The following is a 14,490-nucleotide window of genomic DNA, read 5'->3' as shown; positions in this document are numbered from 1 at the left end:
TGTCCCTCTCCGTTTAAAGAGAGGGACACTGCTTTTACCAGTAGAGTTTCCAGCTCTGCGAAAAGCGCATCAGCGCTTCCACATAGAAGTAATCCCCCCAGCTACTACACTCATCAACGCCTTTATTGCTCGCCAGATGATATACGGAATGTTTCAGCAGCCCGTTGGTCGGTTCGTTTTTCCCCGCCAGATAGTGCTTATTAAGCGATGACATTATGCGCATTGCCCATTGCTGGTAGCGTTCTCTGTCCGGATCGGTAACGGGCAGATGCTTAACCAGCTCCAGTAGCCCGCAGACAGCAATCGCCGCCGATGACGAATCGCGCAGCGCATCGGTGCCGACCAGCGCCAGATCCCAGTGGCACACCGCATCTTCCGGCAAACGGTTGAGAAAGTAGTTCGCCAGCCGTTTCGACAGCGCTACCATCGTTTGATCGCCGGTGTAGATAAAGCTCAGCAGAAAACCGTAAATCCCCCACGCCTGCCCGCGCGACCAGCAGGAATCATCCGCGTAGCCCTGCTGCGTATTGCCGTAACGCGGCGCACCGGTGTTGATATCCATATAGTACGTATGAAACGTGGAGGCATCTTCGCGAATCAGGTATTTCGCCGCCTGCCGCACATGGGCTTGCGCCGCATCGGCAAAGCGCCGATCCCCGGTCTGTTCAGTTGCCCAGTAGAGCAGCGGCAGGTTCATATTGCAGTCGATGATCATCCGTCCGGCTTGTTCGGGATCGCGCAGATCGCCCCACGCCTGGATGATCTGCGCTTTGTGGTGGAAGCGTTCCAGCAGCGCTTCTGCCGCCAGCAGGGCGAAACCGCGCGCGTCGCGATTGCCGGTCAGCCGCCAGCTTGCCACGCACGAAAGCGTATATAAGAAACCGAGATCGTGGGTGTTGGTGTCGCTGCGCCCGGCAATGCGCAGGCCGAACGAGCGCACATGGCGCTCTGCCAGCGCCCGGAACCGCTCATCACCGCTCATTTCCCACGCCAGCCAAAGCTGCCCGGTCCAGAAACTGGTGGTCCACTCAATATTGTCGGTTAACGGGTAATAACCCTGTACGCAGGTTTCGGCGGGAAAGCGTTCACCGAATTCCGTTAAATGACGGCGAATCAGTTCAAGGGTATGGCTACGCGCCGAATCAAGTTCATCTTTAAATACCTGCGCATCCACAGGTGCGCCGGGATAATCGCGTAACGTTTCCTCAACGATTTTACTTAACATATTTCGGTTCCTTTTTGGTGCGTAATTTAAAATAGCCGTTAACGCGCTAGTTATTTCCCGCGATATCCAGTGCGCGATGCTGACGCCATTTACTTTGGCAGGCCGATAACGTAAACAGCGAAATTAATGTGAAGGTCAGTGCCACGCAGCCCATAATAATATAGGTATTTTCAAAACCGATGCGGTCATACAAAATACCGGCCGGGGAAGAGACCACGACATTACCGACATATAACATTGCCTGGTAGCCTAATAAATACATGGTGGCATTAACACGTTTATCGAAATGTTCAGCAATATATTTAAAGACTGACACCAGCAGCAGACAAATCTCAAGACCGTATAACGGTTTTAATACTGAAATAAGCAGATGCGATTCGCACAGTCCGGAAATAATCAACCGCGCCCCCACCACCAGCCCGACAATCAATAATCCGCGTTTCGCGCCGATGAAATTCACAAACAGCGGGATCACCATATACATGACGAATTCCATGCCGGATTGCACCGTACCCAGATAACCAAACACGGCGTTGCCCTGATGAACATCATCAAAGAAGGTGACGAAATAGCGGGAGAACTGCTGCTCGGCGATAAACATCATCCACGCCACACCGGCGACATAGAGACAGAATGCCCAGAATTTGCGGTTACGCAGCAGAGCGTAGACATCCGCCGGGGCGATTTTCTCTTTGGTCAGCACCTCGCTGGCGTTGGCGGCGTTAACGTTGACTTTCAGGCTCAGCAGCACCGCCAGCATGATAAGCGACGCGACCGATCCCATGATGAAGTTATACGCCGGTGAGAGGTTAAACAGCAGGCCGGAGAACGAGGATGCCACCGCCCAACCGAGCGAGCCCCACATCCTGATTTGACCAAACTCCATGCCGTTTAAGCGGCTGTAGCGGTCGGTATAAGATTCGCAGGCGGCGACGCCCGCATACCAGGCAAAACTTAAATAGATAGCGCCAACAATAATGCCCAGCAGGGTATTTGAAATTAATAACGGCTGGTAAACGTAGATAAAAAAGGGTGCCATTAATGCCGACATCAGCACTACAAAATAGAGCAAATATTTGCTCATACCGATTTTATCCAGAATGTAACCGTAAATCGGTTTTAAAATAACGGAAAAGATCCCGTTAATGGCAAACACCGTACCAATAACCGTGCCGCTAAGATTGGCTTTTTGCCCTAGCCAGATAGCCAGTAAGCCGATACTTGCCGACCAGGTAAAAAAATAGAGAAAGATAAAGCTACTGATTTTGTAATATTCGGCTTTATTATTTATCGCGATCTTTTCCATACTATCCTCGACGAAAGCATGTAGGGTTCGGAGTTTATAGCCCGGCCGTAGCCAGGAATTAAAAGGCAATAACAATATTATTTTTCTGCCCCGGTTTTTTAATCACCAGCGCCTGTTCTTCGATATTCAACTGCGGTAAGACAAAATCAAAAGCCTGCTCGGTAATAGCCGCCTGAACTGCACAGGCCAGCCACTGCCTGCCCGGCGCAATATTTCCACGCAGCAGCGGAATTGACGCGCAAGGAGAAAACATAATGCTACTGTTGGGCGGTGTGACTACGCTGTCGGCTTCACGCGGCGCGGTGGGAAGTAATTCAAAGATGCCGCTGACACCATTTTCCGCGCACACCAGGCTACCGCCCTGCTCGTTGCGATGCGGCGCTTTCAGCACCGCAAATCCACCCTCCACACTTTGCAAATGACGCGCGGAATCAATGCGATGCACGCGCAGATGCCAGTCGCCGCACGGTATAAGCCAGCTTGCGATATGCACGTCTGACCATGGCGACCAGCGCGAGAAAATCGCCTGTTCTGTCACAACGACGTCGTCGCACTCGCGGCGGCCACGAAAATAGTTATCCCCGTCGCTGAGCAAAAGCATTGAGTCGCAAGCGGCGTGTTTAATTCCGTAGCGCCCGCGTTCAATGGTGAAACCAAAACAGCTTGAGTAGGCAAACTTAGTGTATTTCGCCTCGGTATTGACGTAATTGTTCAGCTCCAGTTGGCCGGCGGTGAGCATCCAGACATGCCGCGAGCGATCGCTGTGGACAATAATCTGTCCGGCAGGCGCAATCGTGCGCTGCGTGTTTAGCGCAGGTAGCGGCAGTTCTGCTGCTTGCCAGAAATCGTCTGATTGCGGCAGCGCCAGAATCAGGAAAACTTTCAGCGCCCAGTATGGTGAGCCCGGCGAATTGTAGTCTTCACACATCGCCAGGTTCGGGTAGGCGAAACCGAGCGTTAAAATACCGTCGCGATCGAAAATCGGCTGCCGTAACCACCAGCGCAAATGGCGCAGGATAATCCCTTTCACCACGCCAGGAGAAAACACCGCCAGCCCGGAAAAGGCAACCGCGCTCCAGAAAGCAACCATTGCGAAACGGTACGTCAGGCTGCGGCCAAAAGGCACGGATTCGCCCCCCGCCGCTGACATATAGATAAAATCTTCAGCAAAAAGCGTTGCCCGCTCGCGGAGCGTCGCCGCGCGCGCTGCATCGTCTTCCGCGTTCAGCGTGGCGTAAATCAGCCCGTAAAAATGGAATGCCATCGAGATGTAGTAATCTTTTGGTCGGCCCGGGCCATCGGAATACCAACCGTCACCCAGGTAGTAAGCATCCATCATGCGAAAACGGCGTTCGATGGCTGCGGCATCCCAGGGTAATCCGGCGCGTTTAAAACCGAGCTGCACCATGATGGCGAAAAAATTCCAGTTGCTGTCGGGCATCTGCGCGTCGGTAATTTGGTTCAGCCACTGGTGCAGATTGCGGACATCAGCTTCGCTCATTAACGTAGTGAATTTATCGCCCAACAGCGCCAGCCCGAGACCATAAGCCGCCATCTCCACCAGCCGCTGATCGTAGGGTTCCGTTGCGCCCCAGTAGCCCGCGCTGTGTGGATCGACACCGCGTTTGATCGCTGCCAGATATTTGTGGCTGAACGGTTCTGCGTCGCCGCTGGCCATTAACGGAAACAGCCCCCATAACGCACGGGACAGCCCTTCCATTTCGGCAATCGCATCGCTGTAATGCGCGCTGGTGGCTCCCAGCGAAAAATGCGACGCCCCTTCAGGAAACTGTTTATCCAGCGCCGCCAGCATCTGCTTCAGCGCGCCGACCACATCGTCGCGGGATGACAATGGATTTGATGTTTTCACTTCCGCCGCCTGCATAGCGTTCTCTCCTTCATGGTGTGGCTGAAGGATAGTGAATGAACAACCGCCGGAAATGTTAGCTTTGTCACATCGGCACGCTTTGCCTGAACCCGCTGTTGAAAAAATTTAAAACCGTGGTTTATAAATGGACCCTGCGGGTTAAAAATTGAGATGGGTTGCACTATGACGACACCATTGCAGAACGAACGGCTTGAATTGATCACGTTAAACGATGCGGTGGTGTCGTTTAGCCGCCTGTTCGCCAATACCGTGCGTTATCACCACTGGCACCAGTGTCTGGAGGTGCTGTACGTTGAAGAGGGTTTTGGCGTGGTGATGGTTGATAACCGCCAGTACACCATGCGCCCTGGGCGGCTCTTTTTCTTTCCGCCTTTCACCATCCATAAAGTGATGGTGGATGAGCAAGCGCAGGCCATTTATCGGCGCACCATTATTCACGTTGATCACCATGCCGTGCTGCAAAACCTGCGCGCGTTCCCGCACAATCACCAGCGTTTGCAGCATCTCGCTTTACGCGGTGGCGCGGCAGTGGTGATGGATGTCGCGGCTATTCACCCGCATATCGACCACCTGTTTAGCAGCTACGCTAGGCTTGCCGAAAACCACAGTCTGAATGGCGAGCAGGTCGCCTGTTTGTTGCTTAATCTGTTGAGTATGTTGCCGGAAGATAAGCAGAAATTGCCGGATGAACGCAACGGCATTGCCACACCGGTGATGTTCTGGCTGGAGGAGAATTACCGGCAGAAATTCAGTCTTGCGCAACTGGCGCAGGAGTTAGGAAAATCCCGCAGCTATGTCTCGCGCCGTTTCCATTTTGAGACCGGCGAACCTATCCACCAGTATCTGAACACCTTGCGCTTGCGCAAAGCGTGCGACTTGCTACTACATAGCGCGCTGGCCATTCATCATATCGCCAGCGAAGTGGGGTTTTCCGATGTGACTTACTTCATCAGCGCGTTTAAGAAAGGCATTGGCGAAACGCCGCTGCAATACCGGAAAACTCTTCGCGCTAAACCGCGCTGACTTTTACCGACTGTGTTTTTTACTAAGGTATGGTTCTGTCACGCCATCCGGGAAGCGAACTGGATACCGGCTTCACCACGATAAACTGGAGCAGGTAGGTATCAGGGTTGCCTGATTATTCTTCTCTTTAACACCATCATAAATTCAGCAACGTCTTCAGCTTCAGGTCGCCCAATAAATTCTGCAATACTCTGATCCAGCCGGTCAATCAACTCGCCCGTTCTGGGGCTAATATTGGCCAGTACTTCCATATTTTCAAGAAACGGGAAATCGAGTTTTTCATAGGTGTTTTTGCCAAGTGAGTTAGCAACCCATTTATATTTTAAATAATGAAAATCAGCGCTGGAGATCTGAATATAGTTTAAATGATTGGTGTAAACAAAATTGGCTGATTTTGGGTCAATAATAGTATGAGAAATATTATTCTTATCGATGGCATGGCTTTTAGTTTGATTACAATCCACACATGCCATGGTCATATTATCGAGGACAAACATCTGCGAAGGGTTTAATGTCTTTCCTCGTATATGCTCAATTTGCAAACTTCTCCCGTAACGGCCAACACTACGCTTGCAATAACAGCATCGTTTATTACTATGTTTTAGCAAGTCGGCAACCAGACGTTTCTTTAACTCTTTTAAACAGTTAATCTCCTGCGTCGTGAATATTTCTCTCTTTTGGACTTTGTTTTTTTGACGCCCAGAAAAAAAATATTGTTCACGCTTAGGGAGAGAAAAACAAGTCCAAACCTCAGAAGGCTTCAGAGTATTACTGGCTAACAGCGCCTGCAATCTTATTATTATATCTTTCTCATCCTGAGTGATCGCTATATTATTCAACATAATCATCACCTCGACTCTCTCTATCGCTTACTACCCTATTTGCAATAGAGTCATTCCACTCTTTCATATTTTCAATTATATCAATAGCCTGTTTTATTAACCCCTCTTTCCCTCCAAGGCCTTGCACCTTTTGTTTTATTTTTTTCAGACTGGCAACCGCCTCATTAACCTGTGCAGAACTTGAATCGGGAGTCAAGTTGGTCACAGTTCTGGCAATTTCCTCCTCGACAAAAGTAGAGCGATAGGGCGAAGTATAAAAATAATCGAGAATGACTCGATCATAAGATTCTTTGGCAATTTCATGGGAATTTTTATAGATAATCGGTGATGTTTCATTTCCTTTATCCATTATAATAACTGCATCGGTTTTTTTCTGTCGCATAGCTTCTGATACCACAACCGGGGAGTGTGTTGCGATAATACAGTAGATACCTTTATTCCGGGAAAGAAGCTCTTCCAGATCGTTGTGAAAAGTCATTTGCCAGTGCAGATGATAACTGATTTCAGGTTCATCAATTAAGATGACACAATTATCTTCCGCATTGAGTGCGATCTTCAAACTGGTCAAAATCTTGGTTTGTTCACCGCTGCTCAACTCATCAAAATCGTACTGCCCATGTTGCATATCTAGCAACACTTTAATATTTTTTGGCCTTAACGATAAGAAAGTATTCAAGAATTTTGATTGCTCTGGCTTTAAATCAGAAACAAAATGTTCACTGCCAAAAAGTGCTTCAACATTTTTCCCATTCTCAGCGGATATAATTTTATCAATGCTGGTTTTCTTTCTCTTGCGATCTAATACTTCAGTATACTTCTTACCTTGCTCTGTGATTGAAAGCTTGAATTTTAATTGCATATTTTTTTCAATTTTCTCAAGCTGTTCTTTCACAAGCGTTGGCGCAGTCAAATAGGTAGCTAACTGCCGGCCGATACTTGCATAAAAGATAGCGTTGTTGACGTTCCTCATACCAAGATAAATAATACGCTTATCTTTAAGACCTTGAAACCTGTCATAAACTGTATTGGCAACACACAATATTTTTGCGTCACCATCGTCTGCTGCTATTTTTTCTGCAATATCTCTTAATGCCCGGCTTTTTCCCGAGCCATTATTACCGATGATATACGCAAAGCTATTTTGCTGGCTGCTGTTAGCTTGTTTAACATTGTCTTTTAACTTGAGAATTAACTCATCCATATGGTTCATATTGCGTCCTTCATCGCTGCCCTATCGACCAACAAAAACCTTAAGATAATTCTTAGGTCATCGCAAGTCGCTGATAACACAAAAACAAAAAAGGATGCATTAAGCATCCCTTTTTTGTTTTGCAACGGTGATTATCAGGCTTCAATGTCCGCCATATCGCCTTTTTCCTGCAGCCAGTTGCGGCGATCTTCTGAGCGCTTCTTCGCCAGCAACATATCCATCATCGCGTTGGTCTGCTGCTCGTCTTCGTCGTTAATCACCAGTTGCACCAGGCGACGGGTATTCGGATCCAGCGTAGTTTCGCGCAACTGCATCGGGTTCATTTCGCCCAGCCCTTTAAAGCGCTGCACGTTCGGTTTGCCCTTTTTACGTTTTAACTGCTCCAGCACACCGGTTTTTTCTTCTTCCGTGAGCGCGTAATAAACCTCTTTGCCAAGGTCGATACGGTACAACGGCGGCAGCGCCACGTAGACGTGGCCGTTTTTCACCACGGAGCGGAAGTGCTTCACGAACAATGCACACAGTAAAGTAGCGATGTGCAGACCATCGGAGTCCGCATCCGCGAGAATACAGATCTTGCCGTAACGCAACTGGCTCAGATCGTCGCTGTCTGGATCGATGCCGATCGCCACCGAAATGTCGTGCACCTCCTGCGAGGCCAGCACTTCATCCGAAGAGACTTCCCAGGTGTTCAGGATCTTACCTTTCAGCGGCATGATCGCCTGGTATTCACGATCGCGCGCCTGTTTGGCGGAGCCGCCCGCCGAGTCACCTTCCACGAGGAACAGTTCGGTGCGGTTCAGATCCTGCGCGGTGCAATCCGCCAGCTTGCCAGGCAACGCCGGGCCGCTGGTCAGCTTTTTACGCACCACTTTTTTGGCGGCGCGCATACGACGCTGGGCGCTGGAGATCGCCATCTCCGCCAGCAGTTCCGCCGTTTGAATATTCTGGTTCAGCCACAGGCTGAATGCGTCTTTCACCACGCCAGAAACAAACGCGGCGCACTGACGGGAAGATAATCGCTCTTTGGTCTGCCCGGCGAATTGCGGATCCTGCATCTTCACTGACAGCACATAAGCGCAGCGATCCCAGATATCTTCCGCCGACAACTTCACGCCACGCGGCAGAATATTGCGGTATTCGCAAAACTCGCGCATCGCGTCCAGCAATCCCTGACGCAGACCGTTAACGTGCGTGCCGCCCTGCATGGTGGGGATCAGGTTGACGTAGCTTTCCGTCAGCAGCTCGCCGCCTTCCGGCAGCCACAGCAGCGCCCAATCCACCGCTTCCGTTTCCGCAGAGAAATTGCCGATAAACGGTTTCTCCGGCAGCGTCGGCAGGCCATTTACCGCTTCGCACAGATAATCGTTCAGGCCATCCTGGTAGCACCAGCGCTGCTCGGCGTTGTTCACCTCATCTTTAAAGGTGATCTCGACGCCCGGGCAAAGCACGGCTTTGGCTTTCAGCAGATGGGTCAAACGGGACACGGAAAAACGCGGGCTATCAAAGAAGGATTCGTCCGGCCAGAAATGCACGCTGGTGCCGGTATTGCGTTTACCGCAGGTGCCGATCACTTGCAGATCCTGCACTTTTTCACCGTTTTCAAACGCGATGCTATAGACCTGGCCGTCACGCTTGACGGTCACTTCCACGCGGCGGGACAAGGCGTTAACCACCGAGATGCCGACGCCGTGCAAGCCACCAGAGAACTGGTAGTTTTTATTGGAAAATTTACCGCCCGCGTGCAGACGACAGAGGATCAGCTCAACGGCCGGAACGCCCTCTTCCGGGTGGATATCCACCGGCATACCGCGCCCGTCATCGATAACTTCCAGCGACTGATCGGCGTGCAGGATCACGTCCACGCGCTTAGCGTGGCCCGCCAGCGCTTCATCGACGCTGTTATCAATAACTTCCTGGCCCAGATGGTTAGGGCGCGTGGTATCGGTGTACATCCCCGGACGGCGGCGAACCGGCTCAAGCCCGGTGAGTACCTCTATGGCATCAGCGTTGTAGGATTGCGTCATGGTTTGTTCGTAGATAGTGACCGCATCGTTTCCCTGATGGCTCAATGCAGCCCAAGGAAATCGATAATCTGTGTGAAATGATTCTCAAAGCCCACAAAGGCATGGTTTCCGCCCTCTTCCACTGTCTGACGGCAGGCATCGTAATATGCCACCGCCTGGCGGTAATCCAGCACTTCGTCCCCGGTTTGTTGTAGCAGCCAGATTAAATCCGGCGCTTCGAGCGGGTCAACTTGCATCACTTTGAGCTCGTAAATATGGCGAGACTCTAGCACATATTGCTGCCCTGTGTAGGGGTTCTCGTTATTGCCAAGATAATCTGCCAGCAATTCAAATGGTCGCACCGCGGGATTCACCACCACCGCAGGCAACATGAAACATTGCGAAAGCCAGGTGGCGTAATAGCCGCCGAGCGAAGAGCCGACGATACCGAGCTGTTTTCCGCCCTGCGCCAGCACCAGTGATTCCAGCAATTCTGCCGCCGCAGCGGGATAAGGTGGCAGTTGCGGCACAATCACGTTGATCTCCGGGTGATGCTGCGCCAGCCATTGCGAAAGCAGCGTCGCCTTGGCGGAACGCGGCGAGCTGTTAAACCCGTGCAGATAAAGGAGCGTGGACATCAGTAACCTTCTGAAGCGGTATCCGGCCTGAACTGGGTGCTTTCCAGACGGCAAACTTCTGTGTGCAACGTTCCGTCCGGGTAGAGATCCAGCCAGCGCCAGCCGGGCGCGATGGTATCAAGCGTAAAGTTGGCGCAGTGCGGTTTAAACTGGACGCAGGTCGATGGCGTCGCCAGTAGGCGGCGGCCGTTCCAGTCGAGGTCCAGCTCCTGGTGAATATGCCCGCACAACAGATACCGCACCTGCGGAAAACGCTGTAGCACGTTATCCAGTTCACCCGCGTTACGCAGGCTGTGTTGATCGAGCCAACTGCAGCCGGAAGGGAGTGGATGATGATGGAGCAGCAATAAGGTGTGGCGCTGCGGGCTGTCGGTGAGTTTCTTTTCCAGCCAGTCAAGCTGGAACTCGCTCAATTCACCGTGCGGTACGCCAAACACCTGGCTGTCCAGCAGCAGAATTTGCCAGTGCTCGCCGACAAAAACGCGTTTCGCTGGCGAGATCCCCGCATCCTGCAGCGTGCTGTACATGGCGGGCTGGAAATCGTGGTTACCCGGCAGCCAAACACAAGGCGCGTCAAAGCTTGCGATGCCGTCAGCGAAAAGCTGATAAGCCGCAGCGGTATGGTCCTGTGCCAGGTCGCCGGTGGCGACAATAAGATCGCATTCACGCTGCTGAGAGCGGATAGCCTCCAGTACCGCCTGATAGCTTTCCCAGGTATTCACCCCTAACAACGTTTCATGCTTTTCGGCAAACAGGTGAGAATCAGTTATTTGTAATACCCTCACTCTGGGCTCACCCGCCAGAGAGAGGTTTAACAGGCTTTCCAAATGGTGTCCTTAGGTTTCACGACGCTAACAAACCGGAATCGCCATTGCTCCATGTGCTAAACAGTAACGCAGCCAATCGGCCAAAAACTGGTTAATTTGATGCTTTTCGTCGCGTTGATGCAACTTTTTATTCGGATAATCATAACGCGCTTTGAAACGAAAGATCTGCTGACTCGAACACACTTCAGCCACCATCGCATCGTGATAAAGGCGCACCGTCATTGACGGCAAGCTCCAGTAACTAATTGATGGCGCGGTCTGTTCAATTTCCACAAGCGTAGTGTAGCGGGTGGACTCGACTATCGTTAACCGGTACTGCGCGTTGGTCACCTGATAGCTCACCGTTTCGCCCGCTGCGTCATTACGCGGCAGCAAGCGGCGCAACTGGGCGAAATTGGTTTCGCACAGGCGCATCATTTCTGGGAAGTCAGGTGTATAACGCTTCATTTTTTCCACTCGTTTCGTAAGCTCTCATGATGCAGTTGCAGCCATTGCAGGGCAATGACAGACGCTGCGTTGTCGATTTTCCCCTCTTCTACCCACTGGTAAGCCTGTTCCCGGCTCACCACATGAACACGAATATCTTCGTTTTCATCCACCAGACCATGAATACCCGAGGCCTGCGTGGCATCCACTTCGCCCACCAACACGGCGGAACGCTCACTGGTGCCGCCAGGGCTTGCCAAATAACTCAACATTCTTTTCACACGACCAACGTGCAGACCGGCCTCTTCGATGGCTTCGCGACGCACAACATCTTCATCGCTTTCGCCCTCTTCAATCATGCCGGCCACCATTTCGAGTAACCATGGGGTTTCGCTGGTATCAAACGCCGCAATGCGGATCTGTTCGATCAGCACAACTTCGTCGCGCACTGGGTCAAAGGGTAGCAAGACTGCGGCATGACCGCGTTCAAAAATTTCACGGCGGACTTCACCGCTCATTTCGCCATTGAATAAACGGTGGCGAAAGCGGTATAGATCGAGCGAAAAAAAACCGCTATAGAGTGTTTCCCGTGCAATAATTTCTACATCGTTTTTTGTGAAAGTCACTGCGGATGTTACTGGCTTACTCATGGGCGGCGTCTCTTTTGAAATAATGACAAAACAGTTGATTTCAAGCCTGTATAGCTATCGTTTCAAGTGCTATGTGATAGATTGATGCATATTTACGCCGATGGCACGTTACGCCAAGCTGAAGCGGTGCCACTATCTGGTAGAATCGGCGATTATTTTTTCTAATTTAGACCAGCGCTAATACTGCTTCACAACAAGGAATGCAAATGAAGAAATTGCTCCCCCTCCTTATCGGCCTGAGCCTGACCGGCTTCAGCGCCATGAGCCAGGCAGAAAACCTGTTACAGGTTTATCAGCAGGCGCGTTTGAGCAACCCGGATCTGCGTAAATCCGCCGCTGACCGCGATGCTGCTTTTGAAAAGATTAACGAAGCGCGTAGCCCGTTACTGCCTCAGCTTGGTTTGGGTGCAGATTATGACTATTCCAATGGCTACCGTGACAGCAAAGGTGTCAATTCGAATGTCACCAGCGCTTCCCTGCAGTTAACGCAAACCATTTTTGATATGTCAAAATGGCGTGCCCTGACGCTGCAGGAAAAAACCGCCGGTATTCAGGACGTCACCTGGCAGACCGATCAGCAAACGTTGATTTTGAATACGGCCACCGCCTATTTCAACGTATTGAGCGCCATTGATACGCTTTCCTACACTGAAGCACAGAAACAGTCTATCTACCGCCAGTTGGATCAAACGACCCAACGCTTTAACGTTGGCCTGGTCGCTATCACCGACGTGCAAAACGCCCGCTCGCAGTACGATACCGTTCTGGCGAACGAAGTGACCGCGCGCAACAACCTCGACAACATGGTGGAAGCGCTGCGTCAGGTCACCGGTAATTACTACCCGCAACTGGCCTCGCTGAACGTCGACAACTTCAAGACCGATAAACCGCAAGCCGTTAATGCGCTGCTGAAGGAAGCGGAAAACCGTAACCTGACGCTGCTGCAGGCGCGTCTGAGCCAGGATCTGGCGCGCGAGCAAATTCGCCAGGCGCAGGATGGTCATTTGCCAACGCTGAATTTAACCGCCTCGACAGGTGTTTCTAACACCTCTTACAGCGGCTCCAAAAGCGCGCAAAACCCGGATGTTGACGCTGGCCAGAATAAAGTGGGTCTGAGCTTCTCCCTGCCGCTGTATCAGGGTGGCCAGGTGAGTTCGCAGGTCAAACAGGCGCAGTACAACTTTGTTGGCGCAAGCGAGCAACTGGAAAGCGCGCACCGCAACGTGGTGCAGACCGTGCGCTCCTCCTTTAACAACGTGAATGCCTCCATCAGCAGCATCAACGCCTACAAACAGGCAGTGGTTTCTGCCCAGAGCTCTCTGGATGCGATGGAAGCGGGTTACTCCGTGGGTACGCGTACTATCGTCGATGTGCTGGACGCGACCACCACGCTGTATAACGCCAAGCAGCAGCTCTCCAGCGCACGTTACAATTACCTGATCAACCAGTTGAACATCAAAGCTGCGCTGGGTTCGTTGAACGAGCAGGATCTGCTGGCGCTGAACAGCACGCTGGGTAAACCGGTCGATACCTCGCCGGAAAGCGTCGCGCCTGAAAATGCGCAGCAGGCAGCCAGCGTTGATAACTTCAACGGCAACGCGCAACCTGCCGCCGCACGCACCAGCGTGAAACGTTAAGCAGTACTTTTCGACAACGGGGGCATCCAGCCCCCGTTTTTACGTAAGGCAACGTAAAGGCCTCCCCTCCTTGCTTTAACTTCCCTCCCTCATCCTCTATCCTGAGCGTTTACTCATGCCTTTGGGGTCCAGGAATATTACAATGAAACGGACAAAAAACATCCAACACGCGACGTTCCGCAAAAGCTGGAGCGCGCGCCATCTGACGCCTGTCGCGCTGGCGGTTACCACCGTTTTTATGCTGGCGGGTTGTGAAAAAAGTGACGAGACAGTTTCCCTGTATCAAAACGCGGATGATTGCTCATCGGCGAACCCGGGGAAAAGCGCGGAATGTACCGCCGCATATAACAACGCGCTGAAAGAAGCCGAGCGTACCGCACCGAAATATGCCACGCGTGAAGATTGCGTTGCCGAGTTCGGTGAAGGTCAGTGCCAGGCTGCACCGGTGCAGGCTGGCGTAGCGCCGGAAAACCAGGCACAGGCGCAGTCCAGCGGCAGCTTCTGGATGCCGCTGATGGCCGGTTACATGATGGGCCGTATGATGGGTGGCGGCGCAGGCTTTGCGCAGCAGCCGCTGTTCAGCTCGCGTAACCCGGCCAGCCCGGCTTACGGTCAGTACACCGATGCTTCCGGTAAAGGCTACGGCGCAGCGCAGCCCGGCCGTACTATTAACGTGCCGAAAACGGCGATGGCACCGAAACCGGCGACCACCACCACGGTAACGCGCGGCGGTTTTGGTGAGTCTGTGGCGAAGCAGAACACCATGCAGCGTAGCGCCAGCGGTACAACCACCCGTTCAATGGGCGGCTAAG

General features: G+C 51.9%; 13 protein-coding genes. 3 read left to right on the top strand and 10 right to left on the bottom strand.

Features of this window, described 5'->3' with window-relative positions; all coding sequences use genetic code 11:
- Nucleotides 1-34: 34 nt before the first annotated feature.
- The 3 genes from RT644_RS04170 to RT644_RS04160 are packed head-to-tail and all read right to left on the bottom strand — an operon-like array spanning nucleotide 35 to nucleotide 4,416.
- Nucleotides 35-1,225 (bottom strand): glycoside hydrolase family 88 protein, encoded by a 1,191-nt coding sequence (locus tag RT644_RS04170; RefSeq protein ID WP_313625868.1) that lies wholly within the window; start codon nucleotides 1,223-1,225, stop codon nucleotides 35-37.
- Between the two features lie 46 nt (nucleotides 1,226-1,271).
- A complete protein-coding gene (locus RT644_RS04165; protein ID WP_045512101.1) occupies nucleotides 1,272-2,531 on the bottom strand; it encodes an oligosaccharide MFS transporter in 1,260 nt (419 codons plus the stop codon).
- A 58-nt stretch (nucleotides 2,532-2,589) separates the two neighbouring features.
- The gene (locus RT644_RS04160; protein WP_313625865.1) at nucleotides 2,590-4,416 is read right to left on the bottom strand and encodes a DUF2264 domain-containing protein; all 1,827 of its coding nucleotides are present in this window, start codon (nucleotides 4,414-4,416) and stop codon (nucleotides 2,590-2,592) included.
- Between the two features lie 165 nt (nucleotides 4,417-4,581).
- On the opposite strand from RT644_RS04160, the gene RT644_RS04155 reads away from it, so the two are divergent.
- Entirely contained in the window at nucleotides 4,582-5,442 is an 861-nt protein-coding gene (locus RT644_RS04155; RefSeq protein ID WP_313625863.1) for an AraC family transcriptional regulator, read from the top strand.
- A 101-nt stretch (nucleotides 5,443-5,543) separates the two neighbouring features.
- Here the strand turns inward: RT644_RS04155 and RT644_RS04150 are convergent, their stop codons facing one another.
- The 7 genes from RT644_RS04150 to nudF all read right to left on the bottom strand — a co-directional run bounded on the left by RT644_RS04150 (nucleotide 5,544) and on the right by nudF (nucleotide 12,041).
- Nucleotides 5,544-6,284, bottom strand: a complete 741-nt coding sequence (locus RT644_RS04150) for an HNH endonuclease (protein WP_313625861.1) — start codon at nucleotides 6,282-6,284, stop codon at nucleotides 5,544-5,546.
- Nucleotides 6,274-7,494, bottom strand: coding sequence for an AAA family ATPase (locus RT644_RS04145; RefSeq protein WP_313625859.1), 1,221 nt, complete (start codon nucleotides 7,492-7,494; stop codon nucleotides 6,274-6,276). The genes RT644_RS04150 and RT644_RS04145 overlap by 11 nt, the downstream gene beginning before the upstream one ends.
- 134 nt (nucleotides 7,495-7,628) lie before the next feature.
- Complete coding sequence (gene parE, locus RT644_RS04140; protein ID WP_020455282.1) at nucleotides 7,629-9,521, bottom strand: DNA topoisomerase IV subunit B; 1,893 nt, start codon at nucleotides 9,519-9,521, stop codon at nucleotides 7,629-7,631.
- 41 nt (nucleotides 9,522-9,562) lie between these two features.
- Nucleotides 9,563-10,138: an esterase YqiA gene (gene yqiA, locus RT644_RS04135; protein WP_020455283.1), complete on the bottom strand. Its 576-nt coding sequence runs from the start codon at nucleotides 10,136-10,138 to the stop codon at nucleotides 9,563-9,565.
- Entirely contained in the window at nucleotides 10,138-10,965 is an 828-nt protein-coding gene (cpdA, locus tag RT644_RS04130) for a 3',5'-cyclic-AMP phosphodiesterase (RefSeq protein WP_044489489.1), read from the bottom strand. The genes yqiA and cpdA overlap by 1 nt, the downstream gene beginning before the upstream one ends.
- Before the next feature lie 24 nt (nucleotides 10,966-10,989).
- Nucleotides 10,990-11,412 (bottom strand): DUF1249 family protein, encoded by a 423-nt coding sequence (locus RT644_RS04125; RefSeq protein ID WP_020455285.1) that lies wholly within the window; start codon nucleotides 11,410-11,412, stop codon nucleotides 10,990-10,992.
- A complete protein-coding gene (gene nudF, locus RT644_RS04120) occupies nucleotides 11,409-12,041 on the bottom strand; it encodes an ADP-ribose diphosphatase (RefSeq protein ID WP_020455286.1) in 633 nt (210 codons plus the stop codon). The genes RT644_RS04125 and nudF overlap by 4 nt, the downstream gene beginning before the upstream one ends.
- 206 nt (nucleotides 12,042-12,247) lie before the next feature.
- Here nudF and tolC point away from each other — a divergent pair, with 206 nt between their 5' ends.
- The gene (gene tolC, locus RT644_RS04115) at nucleotides 12,248-13,678 is read left to right on the top strand and encodes an outer membrane channel protein TolC (protein ID WP_020455287.1); all 1,431 of its coding nucleotides are present in this window, start codon (nucleotides 12,248-12,250) and stop codon (nucleotides 13,676-13,678) included.
- 142 nt (nucleotides 13,679-13,820) lie between these two features.
- Nucleotides 13,821-14,489 carry a DUF1190 family protein gene (locus RT644_RS04110; RefSeq protein WP_313625855.1) on the top strand — a complete coding sequence of 223 codons (669 nt, stop codon included), beginning with the start codon at nucleotides 13,821-13,823 and terminating at the stop codon, nucleotides 14,487-14,489.
- Nucleotide 14,490 lies beyond the last annotated feature (1 nt).

The sequence above is a fragment of the Kosakonia sp. genome (genome assembly GCF_032104925.1).
Lineage (GTDB): Bacteria > Pseudomonadota > Gammaproteobacteria > Enterobacterales > Enterobacteriaceae > Kosakonia.
Note: the sequence above shows the minus strand (reverse complement) of the source record. Positions and strands in the feature narration are given on the sequence as shown.

Excerpts from the sequence above, each read along its gene's own strand:
- RT644_RS04110 (WP_313625855.1), top strand. The coding sequence starts at position 13,821 with ATGAAACGGACAAAAAACATCCAACACGCGACGTTCCGCAAAAGCTGG.
- RT644_RS04155 (WP_313625863.1), top strand. The coding sequence starts at position 4,582 with ATGACGACACCATTGCAGAACGAACGGCTTGAATTGATCACGTTAAAC.
- nudF (WP_020455286.1), bottom strand. The coding sequence starts at position 12,041 with ATGAGTAAGCCAGTAACATCCGCAGTGACTTTCACAAAAAACGATGTA.
- parE (WP_020455282.1), bottom strand. The coding sequence starts at position 9,521 with ATGACGCAATCCTACAACGCTGATGCCATAGAGGTACTCACCGGGCTT.
- RT644_RS04145 (WP_313625859.1), bottom strand. The coding sequence starts at position 7,494 with ATGAACCATATGGATGAGTTAATTCTCAAGTTAAAAGACAATGTTAAA.
- yqiA (WP_020455283.1), bottom strand. The coding sequence starts at position 10,138 with ATGTCCACGCTCCTTTATCTGCACGGGTTTAACAGCTCGCCGCGTTCC.
- RT644_RS04150 (WP_313625861.1), bottom strand. The coding sequence starts at position 6,284 with ATGTTGAATAATATAGCGATCACTCAGGATGAGAAAGATATAATAATA.
- RT644_RS04125 (WP_020455285.1), bottom strand. The coding sequence starts at position 11,412 with ATGAAGCGTTATACACCTGACTTCCCAGAAATGATGCGCCTGTGCGAA.
- RT644_RS04170 (WP_313625868.1), bottom strand. The coding sequence starts at position 1,225 with ATGTTAAGTAAAATCGTTGAGGAAACGTTACGCGATTATCCCGGCGCA.
- RT644_RS04160 (WP_313625865.1), bottom strand. The coding sequence starts at position 4,416 with ATGCAGGCGGCGGAAGTGAAAACATCAAATCCATTGTCATCCCGCGAC.
- RT644_RS04165 (WP_045512101.1), bottom strand. The coding sequence starts at position 2,531 with ATGGAAAAGATCGCGATAAATAATAAAGCCGAATATTACAAAATCAGT.
- tolC (WP_020455287.1), top strand. The coding sequence starts at position 12,248 with ATGAAGAAATTGCTCCCCCTCCTTATCGGCCTGAGCCTGACCGGCTTC.